13 protein-coding genes are annotated in these 16,266 nt (G+C 41.8%); 9 read left to right on the top strand and 4 right to left on the bottom strand.

What is annotated here, in order from left to right:
• Positions 1 to 18: 18 nt before the first annotated feature.
• The 4 genes from FEM55_RS22105 to FEM55_RS22090 are packed head-to-tail and all read right to left on the bottom strand — an operon-like array spanning position 19 to position 4,326.
• Positions 19 to 891, bottom strand: coding sequence for an LLM class flavin-dependent oxidoreductase (locus FEM55_RS22105; RefSeq protein WP_171036633.1), 873 nt, complete (start codon positions 889 to 891; stop codon positions 19 to 21).
• A gap of 44 nt (positions 892 to 935) precedes the next feature.
• Positions 936 to 1,859, bottom strand: a complete 924-nt coding sequence (locus FEM55_RS22100) for an LLM class flavin-dependent oxidoreductase (protein ID WP_138283498.1) — start codon at positions 1,857 to 1,859, stop codon at positions 936 to 938.
• 11 nt (positions 1,860 to 1,870) lie between these two features.
• A complete protein-coding gene (locus FEM55_RS22095; protein WP_138283497.1) occupies positions 1,871 to 3,097 on the bottom strand; it encodes a lanthionine synthetase LanC family protein in 1,227 nt (408 codons plus the stop codon).
• Positions 3,098 to 3,117: 20 nt separating this feature from the next.
• The gene (locus FEM55_RS22090) at positions 3,118 to 4,326 is read right to left on the bottom strand and encodes a lanthionine synthetase LanC family protein (RefSeq protein WP_138283496.1); all 1,209 of its coding nucleotides are present in this window, start codon (positions 4,324 to 4,326) and stop codon (positions 3,118 to 3,120) included.
• Between the two features lie 288 nt (positions 4,327 to 4,614).
• On the opposite strand from FEM55_RS22090, the gene FEM55_RS22085 reads away from it, so the two are divergent.
• The 9 genes from FEM55_RS22085 to FEM55_RS22050 all read left to right on the top strand — a co-directional run bounded on the left by FEM55_RS22085 (position 4,615) and on the right by FEM55_RS22050 (position 16,258).
• A complete protein-coding gene (locus tag FEM55_RS22085) occupies positions 4,615 to 4,794 on the top strand; it encodes a class I lanthipeptide (protein WP_138283495.1) in 180 nt (59 codons plus the stop codon).
• Positions 4,795 to 4,886: 92 nt separating this feature from the next.
• Positions 4,887 to 5,060: a class I lanthipeptide gene (locus tag FEM55_RS25040; RefSeq protein WP_171036632.1), complete on the top strand. Its 174-nt coding sequence runs from the start codon at positions 4,887 to 4,889 to the stop codon at positions 5,058 to 5,060.
• Positions 5,061 to 5,406: 346 nt separating this feature from the next.
• Complete coding sequence (locus FEM55_RS22080) at positions 5,407 to 8,568, top strand: lantibiotic dehydratase (protein ID WP_138283494.1); 3,162 nt, start codon at positions 5,407 to 5,409, stop codon at positions 8,566 to 8,568.
• A 529-nt stretch (positions 8,569 to 9,097) separates the two neighbouring features.
• The gene (locus tag FEM55_RS22075) at positions 9,098 to 9,928 is read left to right on the top strand and encodes a LytR/AlgR family response regulator transcription factor (protein ID WP_138283493.1); all 831 of its coding nucleotides are present in this window, start codon (positions 9,098 to 9,100) and stop codon (positions 9,926 to 9,928) included.
• Positions 9,929 to 9,956: 28 nt separating this feature from the next.
• Positions 9,957 to 11,081 (top strand): sensor histidine kinase, encoded by a 1,125-nt coding sequence (locus FEM55_RS22070; RefSeq protein ID WP_171036631.1) that lies wholly within the window; start codon positions 9,957 to 9,959, stop codon positions 11,079 to 11,081.
• 714 nt (positions 11,082 to 11,795) lie between these two features.
• Entirely contained in the window at positions 11,796 to 11,975 is a 180-nt protein-coding gene (locus FEM55_RS22065) for a hypothetical protein (RefSeq protein ID WP_138283491.1), read from the top strand.
• 32 nt (positions 11,976 to 12,007) lie between these two features.
• Positions 12,008 to 13,213 carry a radical SAM protein gene (locus FEM55_RS22060; RefSeq protein WP_138283490.1) on the top strand — a complete coding sequence of 402 codons (1,206 nt, stop codon included), beginning with the start codon at positions 12,008 to 12,010 and terminating at the stop codon, positions 13,211 to 13,213.
• A 12-nt stretch (positions 13,214 to 13,225) separates the two neighbouring features.
• Positions 13,226 to 15,529 carry a peptidase domain-containing ABC transporter gene (locus tag FEM55_RS22055; protein ID WP_138283489.1) on the top strand — a complete coding sequence of 768 codons (2,304 nt, stop codon included), beginning with the start codon at positions 13,226 to 13,228 and terminating at the stop codon, positions 15,527 to 15,529.
• Between the two features lie 12 nt (positions 15,530 to 15,541).
• Entirely contained in the window at positions 15,542 to 16,258 is a 717-nt protein-coding gene (locus FEM55_RS22050) for an HlyD family secretion protein (RefSeq protein ID WP_138283488.1), read from the top strand.
• Positions 16,259 to 16,266: the final 8 nt, after the last annotated feature.

Raw genomic sequence — 16,266 nt, 5'->3', positions numbered from 1 at the left:
GGAAATAGTAGGTAAAAGCTAGCTAAGTAATTGCTTCAACTTCTCGACACCCTGCATGCGATACCGGGGATCAAGGATACCGTTAAAAAACATAAAGTCATGCAAATCAAAGAATGAGCGGTATTGCTGGATGAAGTCGTAAAAGGATTGTACATCTCCATATGGCATTTTTTCATCGTCATTCTGAGCGCGCGCAATTTGCAGTGATTTTCGGCGGGACGGGTGGCAGATACCGATTACAACTGATCTGATTTGTGGGTGGCGTCCATGTAATTCAAAAAAGCGCTGACGAAAGACGTCCAATCTTTCTTTTTGTTCAGATTTAAATTCCCGGCTTGTCCAGATACAGAGGTTCGTGCCCAAATTTAATGCACGACGGAAACTGTTTTCAGAACTACCGAGCGTCCAGAGCTCGGGAAGCAATCCTTTATAAGGCGGCAATACGATACCCTCATTTTTGAAATACTCCTCTTCATTTCGCAGAAGTGAAACCGTTTCATTTACTTTTTTCTCGAATTCATAAAAGGCGTCCTCGTTCTTTTTCCCCGTTGAATGCATGGAAATAGCTTGATAAGGCATACCATTGGCAAAACCTAATTCAATGCGGTTTGGAAAAACACTATTAAAGAACTTGTAAGACGAAGCGATGTGATAAGGGTTATGAATGCAAAGTAACGTTCCGGCAGTACCAATGCTCATGGTTTTTGTGTAACCTGCCAGAACCGGTACAAGATTGGTTGGATTATTATAGGTAAGAGTGGGCTTGGGCATATGATGCTCGCCCAGCCAGAACTTGTCGAAACCCATTTCCTCTCCTGCCACTGCATAATCGATCATGTTTTGTAATTTCAGCATGCTGTTCAGATGAGGCGAGCGCTGTCCAAAGTCCATTAGTCCTATTCGTATTGGTTTCATGGTAAGTCCGTTGATGAAGGTTATGCTACTATCTGAAGAGCCTGACTAATCAGCCGCATGGCAAGGTTCCGTTCTTTTGAATCGACACTATAATTGTACAGGATGAATTCATCTACTCCATACTCTTCCTGATATTCTGCCAGTTTTTCCTGAAAATAGGTGGGACATCCAACCAGATTCAGGCATGGACCAGCTGATTTAAATTTTTCTGCAGTCTTCATTGCCTTTTTCATTGTTCTGTCACAGATGAAGCCGACGACCAGATTGGTTTTGGGGTAAAAGCCATTTGTTACATAGAAGTCCTCTTTTAACTGAGTAAGGCGATCTTTGGCAAATCCCTGTTCGGCATATTCATGGCAAATGGATCTGGAAAGGTTGATTTTCAAATTAATAACCCGCTCATTGGACCGGTATGCTGAACTGGAAAGCGACCATACTTCCGGTACATGGCCTTTATATGGAGGAACAACCACTCCTGTACCGTCCTGATACAAATCGTCTTCATCGCGCAGGTAATGTAGTAAATCAGCGAATTTTTCCTCGAATACCGAACTTTTGTCAAGCGTGTCCTGGCCAGTGGCATACCGGATTGCATGTGCGCTGGGTTTGCCATTTGCAATTCCCAGGTCTATCCGGTTGCCGTAAACATTATTAAGCATCTTGAAAAATGTCGCGATATGATAGGGCGAGTAAAGGTTCAGTAACACCCCGGCTACACCAATCCGGATTTTTTTTGTTGATGCGGCCAGAATCGGCAATACGGCCTGCGGATTCGACCAGGCAAGCGATTTTTGCGAGAAGTGATGTTCGCTGATCCAGTATCTGGTAAACCCAAGCTGTTCAGCCATTTCTGCCGAATGAATTACGTCATCCAGTTTGAGAAGGCTGTTCAGTCCGTTTTCACGGAAACCAAAATCCAATATGCCACATTTCGGCTTTTTCATTGTGCATTAGTTTAAGTCAGTAACCATATTTTTTCCCAATATCCCGGCTCATCCAGTATTCTGTTCATAATTACAAGCCCGGATCCAACAGCTCCTTCCAGAAAGTAGCCTGAGATGTCGGTGTGTAGCATCTGTTCTTCCTCTTTACGAAATTCATCTATTGCTACCTGAATCCAGTAGTCATAGCCCAAGCGATATTCATGTATCCCCGAAATCCTCTGTAGATAATCATAATAATGTGCTATGCCTGTGGCACCATGACAGAAAAGAGAGCCATGGCAACGTGCTATTTCAACGTCTTGTATTGCCAACGTGGCCAGACCTGTTTCGGCAGCTTTGTTTTTCCATTCCGGTTCACTCAACAGGTTACCTGCACGGTGAAGAACGTGAGCTACATTCAGGTCGCCATAGCACCATCGCAATCCTCCTTGATAGCTGCTGGGACCAGTAGGTTCAAAATGACCATTTCGGAGCGTTACCGTATTGGGATATAGCGCATGCCTGCCTTGTTCATAAGTGCCTGTATTGCGATAGCGAAGTAAAAAGCGGATGTATTTCCTAATTAGGGATTCAGTCAGAGGCTGATTAATGTCTGATTCGTAAAGATTAAGCAGAATCAGAATAGTTGCTGCCATGCCGTGTGACAAACCCAGGTTCACTTCTCCAGGCTGAGATATCGGTTGTAAATAAGTATTTCTAATATAAGCTGCTGTTTGATAGTTATACGAAATACCAGCCAGTGTACTTACGTACTTGTTCAGATAGGTATGTACATCGGGGTTTTTGCTGAACCTGTAGTAGAGGTAATGAAACCCGCCTGTACCACCATGCAAAAAATCGGTATCTTCTTTTTCGATCTTTTTCAATGCATTGTCAAACACCAACTGATCAAGGCGGAACAGAAAGTCGTCATACTCGTCCTCTATAAAGCCTTCATTGATTAAAACTTCCAGCGTCATGCCCAGGCCTGCCAGCCCACCTGCAAGGGTTGAGTTCATCAGGTCTGTTGTATTATTGGCAGTAAGATTGCGTAGCAATGTTTCCAGGCGTTGGTAAGCTTCATGCGCGTACCTGCTTTCACCTGATGCACGAGATAGATAGAAATAATAAAGTATTACTCCAAGTTCCCCACGAGATACATTGTTCTGGGTAACGGGGTTTTTGGCAATAAGGCTTGTCAGCTTCGGCAATTGTTCAACCAATCGAGGCGGGCAAATGTTTGTAGTGATATCGAGCATGGTGAGAATAGGTAAATTATTTAAAGCAACCAGATTAGTTCGTCAAAGTTGACCTTACTGGAATGCAGGCCTTTGATCAATCCACAACCAATTCCGATGATGCCTTCACTGAATGCCAGATTGGTATGTGAATGCCACTGATTGTAAGCGGCTTTATAACCTGCATAGCCATCTGCTGATCCGTCAAGCCGAAGAATCTCCGAGTACCAGAAACCAGCTGTTTCCTTAAACATCGTATCGTTCATCAGCTGACTGATATGGTCGAACGCCAGTGCCAATCCTGTGGCGCCAAACAGAATACTTGCATCCTGCACACCAGTGGTACTCTCACTACGACGCATCGAACAGCTTTGCAGGACTGCATGACCCTTCCGAGACCATTCTTTATTTTTAAATGCATTACCAGCCCTGAGCAAGGTATAACCAATGCCCAGATCACCATAGCAAAGAGCCAACCGGCTTTTATGAGGATCCTGAACGATGTCGATAAATTGATAATATTCATTCTGAACACTATGTGCCTCCATGTACGAAATGGTCTCGTGCGCAATTTCCTGCAAGCGACTCGCCGGAAACAGGTTCATTTCAACAGCGCGTGCCATGAAAAGTAAAATTGCTGCTGAACCATGCGGCATTGACAAGTAGGTATTTTCCTTTTTCGGATTTAATCTCGAATTCCAGAAACAACCCTTGCTCGTGCGAATCGCGCTATTCATAATTCCATTTATCAATTCTGTAATAGCAGGCTCTGCCTTTTCGCGGTTGTACTGACAACGGTGAAGAAAATAGAGTCCATAGCCGAGTGCACCATTTACAAACCCGCCAATGTTTTTAATGCTCAACTCATAGCGCATTTTTTGCAACAATATAGTGTCTACATCGTCCAGGAAAGTATTCGGGTCAAGGTCCAGTACGCCTGCCTTATGAAGGTATTGCGTTACTATTCCCAGTTCGGCGAAATCCTGTGGATAGGTTTTGTGCAGATCGCTGTCAATCATATCGCAGGCCTGATCAAATGTTTGCCTTGCCTCGTCCAAAAACTCCTCCTTACCGGAATGCATCGCATAGAGGTAGTTGAATACAGACACACCAAGATATCCTCGCGAGAAGCCAAAACTCGTCAACTGCTGCCTGTGTGTGTTTACAGCCTGGCAGATTTCATCAATTTTGCCTGCTGCAACATTGACGGAAATCTTCGATGTCCCTAATAATGTCATTATCGTACGCATTAAGTTCGTGTACAAATGTGTACGCTTACAGGGAGAATAGAGAAGTTTTTAGACCAATGCTTTTATTACCTCGACGAAGGATAAAATGTTGTTTTGGTCGGAAAGGCAATGCACTTGCTGGTATTTATTCATGGTGATAGAGCTCCGGTCGATGATAATTCATGGTTCGTATAAATAATTTAGGTTCCGCTACGCTATATCACAAGTTTGTAACGATTTCGTTCGGGCCCAATCAAGAACGTTATGATTCATTACATCACCATCAATCAATCAATTTATCAATTTATCATGAAAAAGAAAACAGAAACCTCGAAGCTTTCATTGGACAAAGAAACCATCGCTCGCCTGAATGAAGAACAACTCTCTACAGAACAAACACAGGAAGTAGAAGGCGGTGCAACTGCATTTACTGCCGGATCTTCCTGCTGCGGCATTGGCAATACAGGAACTTATACTTCCTGCGCCTAGTGTCACAGAATGTCAGCAAAGGTGTCAAACCCTCTGCTGACATTTTCCTTTCATTTCAACTATCAATCTAAACATTCAAAACAGAAAAGATCATGAAAAAAAAATCAACAACAAGCCGACTTTCTCTTGATAAAGAAACAATTGCTAATCTGAATTTTGAACAACTTTCGGCAGAGCAGACTAATGAAGTACAAGGTGGAGCAACTAACTTCACCGCAGGTGCTTCCTGCTGTGGTGAAAGTACTTACACATCCTGCAATAAATAACCCACTGGTGTTAATTACCACGCTTGTAATCTGTCCGGATATCCAGCAGTAAATGGCAGGGCAGATTACAAGCTTTTTGAAATTCAGCTTACTCATCAGGTTTACATTGTTATGAAAAAGAAATCAAACAAAAATCGTTTATCTCTGGATAAGGAAATTGTTGCGCACCTGAATCTTGAACAGCTTTTATCAGAACAGGCTAATGCAGTTCAGGGCGGTGTTACCTCATTTACGGCTTGTGTATCTTGTTATAATACAATATATCCCTCTAATTGTACTTAGAAGCAGATATTATTGATTAAGTTTATCCTGGATAATTAAACAAAGACCTTAAACCCCCGGCACCATGGCTATTCTTTCCCAGGGTTTCTTTTTATTAAGACGTCCACAACTTCCATTGGACGTTTTCTATGACTTCAACACACGAGTAAATAATCAGCCCGAGCTGTTCGAGCATGAAATTATTCGGTTTTTTTCACAACCGGCGATTCTGGAAGCCATCTATGTTGCGTCGCCCGAGTTGTATGATTCTTTTACCGGTTTGCTGGAAGGAAGGGTGAAGACGGGGATTGATAAGTTGCTGAAGACCTTATACAAATATTTGGTTCGGATGACCTCCCGCAGCACTCCATATGGCTTGTTTGCCGGCTGTACAATGGGACAGTTGGGAGATCAGACCAGCATTGTATTTAATGATAACGAACCATATTATACGCACGCCAGGCTGGATATGAACTATGTAGCAGAAATGACTACTGGTCTTTTGAAAAAAAGTAATATTCGCAGTCAACTGAAATTTTTTATCAATACCAGTCTTTACCGGATTGGAGACACCTATCGGTATGTCGAAAGCTTTCTGAAAAATAAGAAAAGAATGTACATACTGGCATCCGTTGAAGCCAGTATGTACATCGATATGGTATTATCGGTAGCCCGGCAAGGAGCTAGTATTAACGAGCTGGCCAGTTGTATTATATCCGGCGATATAAGCCGGGAAGAAGCAGAGGAGTATGTAAATGCCATCATCGATGCTCAAATACTGGTTTCTGAACTGGAAGCCACCGTTTCAGGAGAAGAATTTTTTCATACAATTATTGGAAAACTGGAAGGACTACAAGGCACAGACGACGATGTATTTCAGTTAAAGAAAATTGCAGGATTGTTACAATCGCAAGAACGGGGAATCAGCAAATACAAGGATGTGGAATCCGTAATTGCTTCCCACTTCGTAACAACCGGCAGCAAGGATTTGATCCAAACCGACTTATTCTATAAAACAAAATCGTGCACGCTTAATGAGCAGGTGATCAGCTCGCTTACAAACGAATACAAAAACATTGAAATACTGGGCCACCGGAATCCACAACCGGAAATGGAACAGTTTAAAAAAAGCTTTTTTGAAAAATACGAATACCGCGAAATGCCATTGCTTGAAGTGCTGGACAATGAAACGGGAATCGGTTATGGTAAAGTCACTGGTGGAAAGGCAGATAACCTGCCACTACTGGATGAAATGCAGTTGCCGGGTATTGTCAAGCCTTTATCCACTGAATGGTCAGCATTGGTGAAGTTCCGGGAAAAGATTTACCAGCAAGCCATTGCGGAAGGTGCACATTCCATTTCCCTGACCGATGCAATGCTGGCAGAGCTTCGGAAGGACATGCCACTTACAAGGACGGCACCAGACAGCTTTTATTTATTTGGTAATCTGATCTCAGATTCTCAGGAGGATGTAGATAACGGCAATTTTAAATTTGCATTTCAAGCGATGGGTGGCCCTTCCGGCCTGAAACTAATCGGACGGTTTTGCCATGGGAACGAGGAACTCACCAAGTGGGTGAAAAAAGCAATCAACGAGGAAGAAGCGTTGCACAAAGATGTTATTTTTGCTGAAATAGCCCATTTGCCCGAAGCCCGCGTCGGGAACGTACTTATGCGCCCGCATTTTCGTGAATTTGAAATTCCTTACCTGGCAGGCTCCTCATTGCCCGAAGAAAAACAGATTATTCCCGACGATCTGATGGTTTCCATATCCGGATCTGGTGAGGTGATATTAAGATCAAAAAGACTTAACAGGCGTGTAATTCCGAGGCTGACCAATGCGCATAATTTTGGAATAGGATTGCCCGTATACCGCTTTCTTTGTGAGCTTGCCTATCAAGTCGATCATCAGTATTTTAGCTGGAACTGGAATTTTCTATCGTCCAATATATTTCTTCCCCGGGTTGAATACAAACACTGGATTCTGTGCCGTGCTACCTGGAATTTTGAGAAGGGATTATTCAGCAAGCTGCTTGGAAAAGATGTTTCGCATGTCAGAGAATGGCATGCGCTAAGGCAAGCTTATCGTATTCCCCGCTTTGTTCAGCTTCGTCAGGGAGATAGTGAATTCCTGATTGACGGTGATTCCAGTATTTCCATTCAGATACTTTGTGATTCAATGCGCAAGTATGGCAAGATTACCCTTACTGAATTCCTGGAAGGGACTGAAAATACGGTTATTGGCGGATACAAAGAAAGGTATGTAAGTGAAATCCTGGTTCCGTTATTACATAAAGATGAAACGGAGCCAGCATTGCAGCCAGCCGAGGTCCGCACGATTAGGCATGATGAAGTGAGGCGTAATTTTATGGCTGGAAGCGAATGGTTGTATGTTAAAATATATGCTGGTACCAAAACGGCGGATCGCTTGCTCACATCGGTAATTAAGCCGTTTGCAGATAGCCTTCTTGCCGATAAAATGATCGAAAAGTGGTTCTTCCTTCGCTTTGCAGATTCTGACGATCATATCAGACTGCGTTTTTATAACGGCAAACAGCCTGATTTCTGGCATATAGTACTGACAGCGCTGAATACGCTGATGGATCCACTGATAGATAATGGAATGGTACAGAAAGTACAAATTGATACATATAAAAGAGAACTAGAACGGTATGGGCGTCATGCATATGAAGAGGTAGAATCCATTTTCTTTGCAGACAGCCAGGCTACGGTATCCTTTCTGGATATGCTTTCGGGAGACGAAGGAGAAAGGTATCGCTGGCTGGTAGGACTGAGAGGAGTAGATATGCTACTCGACGATCTGAACTTTATTCTGGAAGACAAAAAAAAGCTGATGGACAGTTTGCAGGAACATTTTTTTCAAGAATTTCATGGCAATACCCAGCTAACGGTCCAGCTAAACGACAAGTATCGAACGCACAACAAGGATATTCAGAGTTTTCTGAATCCTTCAGATGACGAGAAAAATGGAATTGCAGACGTAATTATCTTGCTTGAAGAGCGTTCCTCCCGTATTCGGGCCAGCATGACTGTACTGTTACCGGCAATGGAAATTCCAATGCGTAATTTTGCAAGCAGTCTTATCCATATGTTTCTCAACCGGCTTTTCGTTTCCAGGCAGCGTGTTCATGAACTCGTCATATATCATTACTTAAAGAAGTACTACGAGTCAAAGCTTGCAAGGAATAAAAACAAGATTGTTAAAGACATTTTGGAAAAGCAGTAACGAATCTGAGTTACTGGATAAAAGTTAAACAGGAAGTATTCTGAAAAATGATAGTCTTGATGATTCTATAAAAGATCGAACTGTGCTCTGAGAGAGTAGTACTGTAATAATTTTTTTTACGCTGATGACCCGGTTTAGTAAATGGCCGGAAGGTACAGATTCTGTTGCTGATTCCATAAGGCTTTATATGGCAAAAAATTTACTTTCAAAAATCGGATGAGTACTGCCTCGGAAAAGGTTTTTGAAATTGCGTAGTAGAAAAAATTGGAATCATTTTCATTGAAATCAGAAACTTTTATTTCAAAAAGATTTAAGTAAAACGCTCAAAATTTTTTTAATCAAAAAGTAATGTATGTAATCACTTTTATATTTAATCAAATAAACTAACAACTCGAATTAATTAGTGATAAATTAAATGATAATTCTCATATTTGTTAGCCGGGATTTAACCATTTAATGGTTATTTCCGGCTTTTTTAATGTTACATTTAGCTTAGCGTTCTATAAACAACTAAAATTTACTGTCCGGAATGAGTTCAAATTTGACGGGTAAAATAAGTTGTCTTATCATCGACGATGAGGAGCCAGCTCATGAAGTTCTCAAATTCCTGATTGCAAAATTATCATGGCTCTCCTACGCAGGAAGTTGCTACAATGCCGTAGATGCATTGGAAGTAATACCGGAATTGAAGCCGGATATTATTTTTCTCGATGTAAATATGCCCGAGCTATCAGGACTCGACCTATTAAGTATTATAAAAGTTCCAAACTCCCACGTGATCATGACCACTGCATATCCTGAATATGCAGTGGACGGTTTTACTTTTGACGTTACATCCTTTCTGTTGAAACCTATCGGTTTCGATCGGTTTTTAAAAGCCGTTACCAAAGTCAGAAAACTTTTAGGTGATAACCAGTCGGCCAGTGAACGAAGCCAGCCATTGGCAGAAGAAAATGCGGTAACTGCAGAAATAAATCCATCAGATACTTCAATGTTTCAAGCAGGCCAGATATCAGATGAATACAAGAGCAATGCCGTAAAGGAAGAATACATGTGGATTCGGGCCGACCGAAAAATGTACTGCATCTGGTTCAAAGACATTTATTTTATTGAAGGGTTAAAAGACTATGTAAAAGTATATTATGCCAATGGAGTACTGGTTACTCTCGCATCTATGAGCTCCATGATGAAAATGCTTCCCTCTCCACCCTTTGTAAGAACACACCGCTCGTATATCGTAAATCGAAACAGTATCAAAATGATTGAGGGAAACATGGTCACCATGCTGAACGGTATGAAAGTTTCCATTGCCGTTTCGCCAACACGTGACGAAGTTTTCAGGCAATTGACAGAAAAGTAAATGCAAGTGGTGAATGGATAGTATCAAAATGAAAGATCCACTGGTAGAAAGGTTGCTATTTCCTCCTACACAAGGGCTAAGAGCCTTCTACCACATCTGTTTCTGGGTACTTTTTATATTACTCCACTATGCATATGCTTTACCTACGCTGGCTCAAAAAGCAGCAGATCCAAGCGTTACACTTGCAGGTTTTGCCTATTTTGCGAAAACGATACCAGAGTATTATATATGCATAGGCATTTACAATGTTCTGCGAAAATACATCCATGGCTTTTTTTTATTTTTCATACTTCTGTTATCGGTAATTCTGCTAAACCACCTGGTCTCAATTCTACTGTTTTTGTGGGTTGATTATGCATTTGGCCTTGAAAAAATGCCTGAGCGGTTCAGGATGTTCGCCCAGATGTATCTTTCCCCTTTCAACTTTCAGGATATTAATTCCTGGCTGGTATTCACCGTTGACTTGTCCGAAGCTCAATTCTTTATTTTGCCGGTTGCATTAAAGATAGTCAAGTACGCTGCAGAGGAGAATATCATAAGGCAAAAAGTTCAGAACGCCGCATTGAGTATGGAGTTAAAGGTCTTGAAATCACAGATTAATCCGCATTTTGTATTCAACGTGTTAAACGCGGCATATGCCAAAATTTTGCCAATCTCGGAAGATGCGGCCGAATACCTGGAAAAGGCTTCTGAAATCCTCCGTTTTTCACTTTACGAAACCACTGACGAGTTCATCCAGCTAGACAAGGAAATCTCTTATCTCAACCGATACGTTGAGCTGGAAACCATCCGAAGCCAGAAGCGCTGCAAGGCCAGCATACAGCAGCATGGCGAAATTTGCGAACAGCATAGCATTCCTACTCTTCTGTTGATTACCCTTGTTGAAAATGCATTCAAACATGGCGTACATGCTACTCGTCATAATTCGTATGTAGACATCCGTATCTATATCCTTCCAGATTCGCTCGAATTCATCATTGTGAACAGTAAACCCCAGCAACCTGTTATGCGAAGTAAAAAAAATGATCGCAGCGGGGGTATAGGACTCGTGAATCTGGCAAAGCGAATGGAAATTTACTATCCAGGTAATCATAAATTTGAAAAGATTGATGCGGACGGAGAGTTCAGAGTAACTCTAAAATTACCACTTTAATAAGCTTTGTGCGATCATATTGGCACTTTGGTCGAAAGGTTACTGCAATTGGTATAAATATATGAATTAATTGAATTTTGCTTATTTAATTTGTATCAACAACCAACCACAAATCTTAGACTTTGAAATGAAAAAAAAATCTACAACTCCCGCCAAGCTTCAATTAACCAAGTTCACCGTTGCGCGTCTCAATGGCTTTTCTTCAGCCGGTAGTGAAGGCAATTTTACCGATTCGGATACGGCTAGCACCATGTTATGTAAAACCATCATGAACTAGAAACACATTTTTGTCGACACATTAAATGCCTTTGTGCCGTAAGTCCGTATAGAAGAACGGCAACGGTGCAAAGGCATTTTTCATGGCCTCCAACATGCTTGGTCGAATTTCTTGAAATAGTCGAACAATCCGGGCAATTCGTCGATAAAGCTGTGAATGATTTAATTAAGCCAGCACCTTTGTATATCAGTTTTACAAAAATACTACCGTTATGAGAAAAAGCTTTGACCAATTCTGGATGGAGTTGCTGGATGGAACGAATCCTGTTCAACATGCTGGGGCAGAGATTCTGAACCAGGACAACTGTGAAGAAGTAAGGGGTGGTGACAGGCCATATATGCCGGTCATCTATGAAACCAAGACTAGTAGAACGGGAATTCGATCAGCAACCTTACTCGAGAAGCTGGGACTCAACATTCATTAAAACAGTAATGACCATGAAAGAAAAAGGACGTTTCTCAATTAATAAACGGGACAGGAAAAGTACCCGTAAATCATTGGAAGAGCTTCGCGATGAGGGTAGTGATCCAATTGATGGCGATCATGTGCAAGGTGGCTGGCTGCAATTTGGTGGTGGTAAAATTGCGAATGACGACAAGAATAAACAGCAGGAATAAAACAGGAATACTAATAGAAAAAGGAATGAATTATGGCATTTCAGAATGGTCTAAGCGGATTGGTTGTCAAGGTGGCAAGTCGGTGTAATATCAATTGCACGTACTGCTATATGTACAATTCGGGTGACGAAAGTTACCGGCTTTTACCAAAAGTGATGACCGAGAACACAGTAAACTGGCTTATTGAAAAGACAATCCAGCATTGTAAAAAATACAAAATCAAAGAGTTCGAATTTATCCTGCACGGAGGTGAGCCACTGTTGGCGGGAAAGGAATTTTTTGAAAGATTCGCCAAAAAAGCACGGCAACAATTGGGAGCTATTGGAGTCAGTGTCCGAATCGGGGTACAGACAAATGGTATAATGATTGATGCCGGTTGGTGCAAGTTATTGAACACTTTATCAATAAACATAGGGATCAGTATCGACGGGCCCGCTTGGTGGCATGACAAGTACCGGATGGACCATCAGCTAAACGGTACTCATGCGAAAACCATCGCGGGCCTGCGTGCTGCCCAAAAGGAACAATGTAAAATTGGTGTATTGTCCGTTATGGATGCAACTTCGAACCCTATCGAAATGTATGATTATTTCAAAGGGCTGAACATTAAGGATCTCGATTTTCTATGGCCTGATCATCACCATGAAAAGTTACCAGAATTGTATCTAAGGAAAGTATCTTCACCAACGTATACACCATTCGGTGACTGGTGGATTACATTGTTTGATTACTGGTTCAATGATAGCCACAACAAGCCAAGAATCAGATTCCTCAACCAGGTGATACTGATGATCCTTGGTGTGGACGCAGGGTTTGAAAGCCTGGGCGGAGAAGAAAACCGGTATCTGATCATTGAAACTGACGGCGAGATCGAAGCCTCGGATTACTTAAAAGCATGTGGCAACGGATTCACCAAAGAAGGGATTAATATAACAACCCACGAACTTTCAGATGCTCTAAATGCACCATTAATGAAAATGCATCGGCAAAGCCACCGTATGCTTGCAGATACCTGCAGGCAGTGTAGTATCAGGGATGTATGTGGCGGAGGGCATATTGCACATCGCTATGGGAATGGCAGAGGATTCAGCAATTCTTCTGTGTATTGTTTTGATCTTATGAAGCTGCTGACCCATATTCAGAACAGGCTTCTAGATCGTTTGTCGGCTGAGACCATCCGTCAGGCACGACTTACCCGGATGTCCTATGCAGATGCACTGGATAGTATAAATGTATAAATACAAAGGGTTATGGCTGGAAATAAATATAAATTCTTTGCGCAGCTGGACTTCATGGATTGCGGCCCTACCTGCCTGAAAATGGTAACTGCTTTTTTTGGGAAAGACTATTCAATTGACTATTTGAGAGCTAATGCATTCGTCTCCCGATCGGGTGTAAGCCTTGCTAATCTGAGTCTCGCTGCTGAAAAAATAGGATTTAAAACGCTGATGGTCCGGATCAATTGCAGCAAGTTAAGCAATGAGGCACCGTTTCCATGCATTTTACATTGGAACCAGGAACACTATGTGGTTCTTTATGATGTAAAGCGTCAATTTTCATTGACAAAAAGAAAATTTGAAGACCGTTATATTGTTGCAGATCCTGGACACGGATTGGTATCTTTGGATAGAGAGGTTTTCCTACGTTGTTGGGCCGGAGGAAATGCACAGGAAGTAGGAGTAGCACTGCTTTTGGAGCCTACTCCCGAATTCACACAGATGGAAATTGAAGGAGACCAGAAACCGAATGCAGGGTTTGGCTTTTTGTTCCAATATCTGGCTCCTTACAAGAAATATCTTTTTCAGGTTTGTCTTGGAATGGTGTTCGGAAGTCTGGTAAGTCTTACTTTTCCATTCCTGACTCAATCTTTGGTTGATTACGGAATACATCAGCACAATATGGATCTGATACACCTGATTCTTGTTGCGCAGCTGATGCTTTTTCTGGGAGGGATCGGTGTTGACATGATCCGGAACTGGATCCTTCTGCATGTAAATACCCGGATCAGCCTTAGCATTATCTCCCACTTTCTAATCAAACTGATGAAGTTGCCAATCAGTTTTTTTGAAAGCAAAAACATTGGTGATATCACCCAGCGGATCAGTGATCACCACCGGATCGAGACTTTCCTGACAAGTACGACCATCAATACATTGTTTTCCGTCTTGAACATTATCATATTTTCTGTTGTACTGGGTATTTACAGCACGCAGCTACTACTTGTTTTCATCATTGGCAGCACGCTATCCTTTGCATGGGTCTTTCTTTTTCTCAAACAACGTCGTGACCTTGATTATAAGCGTTTTCAGAGCATGAGAGAAAATCAGAGCGGTATTTTTGAGCTTATTACCGGAATGCAGGAAATTAAACTAAATAATTGCGAGCGCGCAAGACGGTGGGAATGGGAAAGAATTCAGGCAAAATTGTTTAAAGTAAATGTCAAAAGTCTTAGTCTGGAGCAATATCAGGAGATTGGATCATCATTTTTTACACAACTCAAAAATATTATTGTCACCTATATTTCGGCCACGCAGGTGATCAACAATGAGATATCACTTGGTGTAATGCTAAGCATTTCCTATATAATTGGTCAGCTGAACGGCCCTTTGAGCCAGATTATAGAATTTATAAAAAGTATACAGGATTCCAAGATGAGCCTTGACAGGCTTAGTGAGATCCATAACAAACCGGATGAGGAACTGAATGAGGAATATGTATTTGGAAAACGGAGTGCTATTACGACTTATAATGAAAAAGATCTCAAAGATGCTGTTAATGATATCCGGTTTAACAGCCTTCTCAGCGGTTTTGACGAAGGAATTACGATTCGGAATCTGTCGTTTCGGTATGGAAGCCCTCACGTCCCCTGGGTTTTGAAAAATATCAACCTACATATTCCAAAAGGAAAAGTTACGGCCATTGTAGGGGCAAGCGGGAGTGGAAAATCAACACTTTTAAAACTCCTTCTCAAATTTTATTTTCCGCAAGAAGGAGAAATTATGGTTGACGGCATTGAAATGAGCGATATGCAGGCTAGTACCTGGCGAAGCATGTGCGGAACGGTCATGCAGGATGGCTTTATCTTTTCAGATACCCTTGCTAAAAACATTGCAGTAGATGGTCAGAGAATAAACGAAAGCCGGTTACTTAATGCGGTGGTTACGGCAAATATTCAGGACTATGTGCGCAAATTGCCGCTTGGATTTTCAACAAAAATAGGTAGTGCAGGCTCAGGCCTGAGTGGTGGACAGCGGCAACGGCTTTTTATTGCACGATCCGTGTATAAGGATCCCAGCTATATCTTTTTCGACGAAGCCACCAGTGCTTTAGATGCGAATAATGAAAAGATCATTATGCAAAATCTTGAAAACTTCTTCAAAGGCAGAACTGTCGTAGTAATTGCGCACCGTTTAAGTACAGTAAAAAATGCGGATCAAATTATCGTACTTGACAGTGGAGAAGTGAAAGAAATCGGCAATCACAAGCAACTTTGCGAACGCAAGGGATTTTATTACGAACTCGTCAAAAACCAGCTGGAGCTGGATGCGGCATAAGTAAATTTTAAAATGGCAGATTCAATAGAATATCACCAGCCTAACGATGAGATTCAAGAGATCATCGGACAGGTTCCCAGCGGAGTAGTACGATGGGGCATTACTTTTTCTCTGATTCTATTATTAGTAGTACTGTGGGTGTCGCGGTATTTGTATCTGCCTGTATCTATCAAAGCCACTGCAACCCTGAATGCAAAAGAGCAATATTTCAGGGTAGTATGGATGAAAACCGATCCTGCAGTTGATTACATCGTTCGTGTAACGGAGCATGCATTGGTACAAAAAAATGATACATTGCTTATGGAGATAAATACCCAAACCAACAAAAAAAAGTATTATACATCGACGACCAAAGGCAAGGTCGCATTGTTTAAAGGAACTGAAGAAATGCCACGGGCATCGGTACTCATGGTCATTCCCGAATTTTCGGACTACATAGTGGAACTTAAAGTACCTGTGAGCGGCGCTGGCCAGTTACGAGAAGGACAGAAGGTAATTCTACGGCTTGATGAATTTCCGGAGAGCAAGTATGGATTTCTCATTGGTAAAGTAGCCACTACTATGTTGGTTCCAATTGACAAATTTTACCGGATAAAGGTTACGCTTGATAATGGGTTAATAACAAATATCAATCAACGTATTCCAATGCAGGCAAGTGTAAGCGGTACCGCTGAGATCATTACAGAGAACTCTTCTGTTTTTGACAAGATTTTTAAAAACCTGATCTAAAATCCAGA

It is taken from the genome of Dyadobacter sediminis (assembly GCF_005860765.1).
GTDB classification, from domain to species: domain Bacteria; phylum Bacteroidota; class Bacteroidia; order Cytophagales; family Spirosomataceae; genus Dyadobacter; species Dyadobacter sediminis.
This window is presented reverse-complemented; position numbering and strand designations above follow the sequence as displayed.